Raw genomic sequence first — 1,102 nt, forward strand, 5'->3', positions numbered from 1 at the left:
GGAAGAGATTTCTCTTCTCTTAATCCTACACCGAACAAAAATAATTAACTTAATTGTAACATATAAAACCGAATATAACAAATACAGGAAAGTAGATGAATCTTTAAAATGTAAAGAATTGTATTGTAAAAGGACTCATTTAAAATCTACTAGTAGTAAATAAATTCATTTGGCTTTCACCATTTTTGTGCATATGCAGCTTAGTAAGCTTATTAGGAAACCTAGCTGTTTTTGTGTATATGAAATTTTTTATAAAATTGATATCTTGGGTATAATACCGGGTATATATGTGGTAGAGGGGGGATCGTTTGAGACTTAAGGATGGAGACTTTTATACAGATAGTAGAACCGATAAGGTATATAGATTAAATGAAGATGACAAGGGAAGCTGGTACCTGAGTACGCGTGATGATGAAGATAATCATAAAATGTCAAGAACTTCGGGGCGTAACATGATGAAATTGTTAAAGAATTTTTATACCAAAATGAACGGCAGTTGAAATTCATAGCTCTGAAAAAACTACCTTACCCTAGTCATCACAGTAGAGGTAGTTTTTTGTTCGCATTATATTTTAAAAATAGTAGCTCAATGCCTCTTGGAAAGGTACAGGTTTATGAGCACTTTTAAATAGCTAGGACTGAAATAATGCTACTACTTTAATGACACTGAATTTTTTTCAAACCCTTTTCCTTTTATTAAGAAAATACATTCACACATGTGTGACAGTTGTCATATTAGTTACTTGACGTTTGTATGTTTTATTACCAGCTACTATGTGCTACTATAAATATAATGATGAAGAGCTGAATATTAAACACGGTAAAGATTTAAGGAGGACAACATGAGCAAACAAAAAACGACTGAATTAAGAAAAAATGTAGCACCTTTTGAAAAATCCAATACGAAATCGAGTATAAAGCAACTAATAAACACATTCCTTCCGTTTTTACTACTTTGGTTTCTAGCTTATCAAAGTTTATCTGTTTCTTATTGGCTAACCCTACCATTATCTATTGTTACAGCAGGGTTCGTCGTCCGAATCTTCATTATTTTCCATGATTGTTGTCATCAATCATTTTTCAAAAGCCGAAAAGCGAATAA

The 1,102-nt window shown here is 31.9% G+C and carries 1 pseudogene; it reads left to right on the top strand.

Going from position 1 to position 1,102, the window contains the following annotated elements:
- Positions 1-842: 842 nt before the first annotated feature.
- A pseudogene (locus tag ACFX4N_RS31090) lies at positions 843-1,102 on the top strand (fatty acid desaturase); the annotation flags it as partial.

The sequence above is a fragment of the Priestia sp. YIM B13551 genome, from assembly GCF_042787905.1.
Lineage (GTDB): Bacteria > Bacillota > Bacilli > Bacillales > Bacillaceae_H > Priestia.